The following is a 552-nucleotide window of genomic DNA, read 5'->3' as shown; positions in this document are numbered from 1 at the left end:
CAGTGTTACCTCAACCCCAAAACCGTACAAAAACTGATGGGGCACCTCGGCCTTAAATCAACGGTGCGCCCTAAACGCTACCAGTCTTACAAAGGGTCTGTGGGTAAGGCAGCCCCAAACCTATTAGAGCGCAACTTTGCAGCTAAAGTACCCAACCAGAAGTGGGTCACCGATGTGACTGAGTTCAACATCAGGGGTGAGAAGGTTTACCTCTCGCCAATATTGGATCTGTATAACCAAGAGATCATCTCTTATGAGATTGCCGATCGCCCGCAGATCAGCATGGTGAGTGCCATGCTCACTAAAGCCTTTAAGCAACTCACTCAGACTGAGAGGCCGATGCTGCACTCTGACCAGGGGTGGCAATATCAAATGGGGTTTTACCAACAAGCCTTAAAGGCACAAGGCATTACCCAAAGCATGTCTAGAAAAGGCAACTGCCTGGATAACGCCGTCATGGAAAACTGGTTTGGGATTATGAAAACTGAGTTCTTCTATCAAAAGAAGTTTGACGATGTTCAATCATTTAAAACAGAGCTAAAGGAATATATC

General features: G+C 46.4%; 1 protein-coding gene. It reads left to right on the top strand.

What is annotated here, in order from left to right:
* Positions 1 to 552 (top strand): IS3 family transposase (locus ICN11_RS10630; protein ID WP_216230354.1); only part of this gene is annotated, 552 nt, incomplete at both ends.

Source organism: Polynucleobacter sp. 78F-HAINBA (assembly GCF_018882325.1).
GTDB lineage: Bacteria > Pseudomonadota > Gammaproteobacteria > Burkholderiales > Burkholderiaceae > Polynucleobacter.
This window is presented reverse-complemented; position numbering and strand designations above follow the sequence as displayed.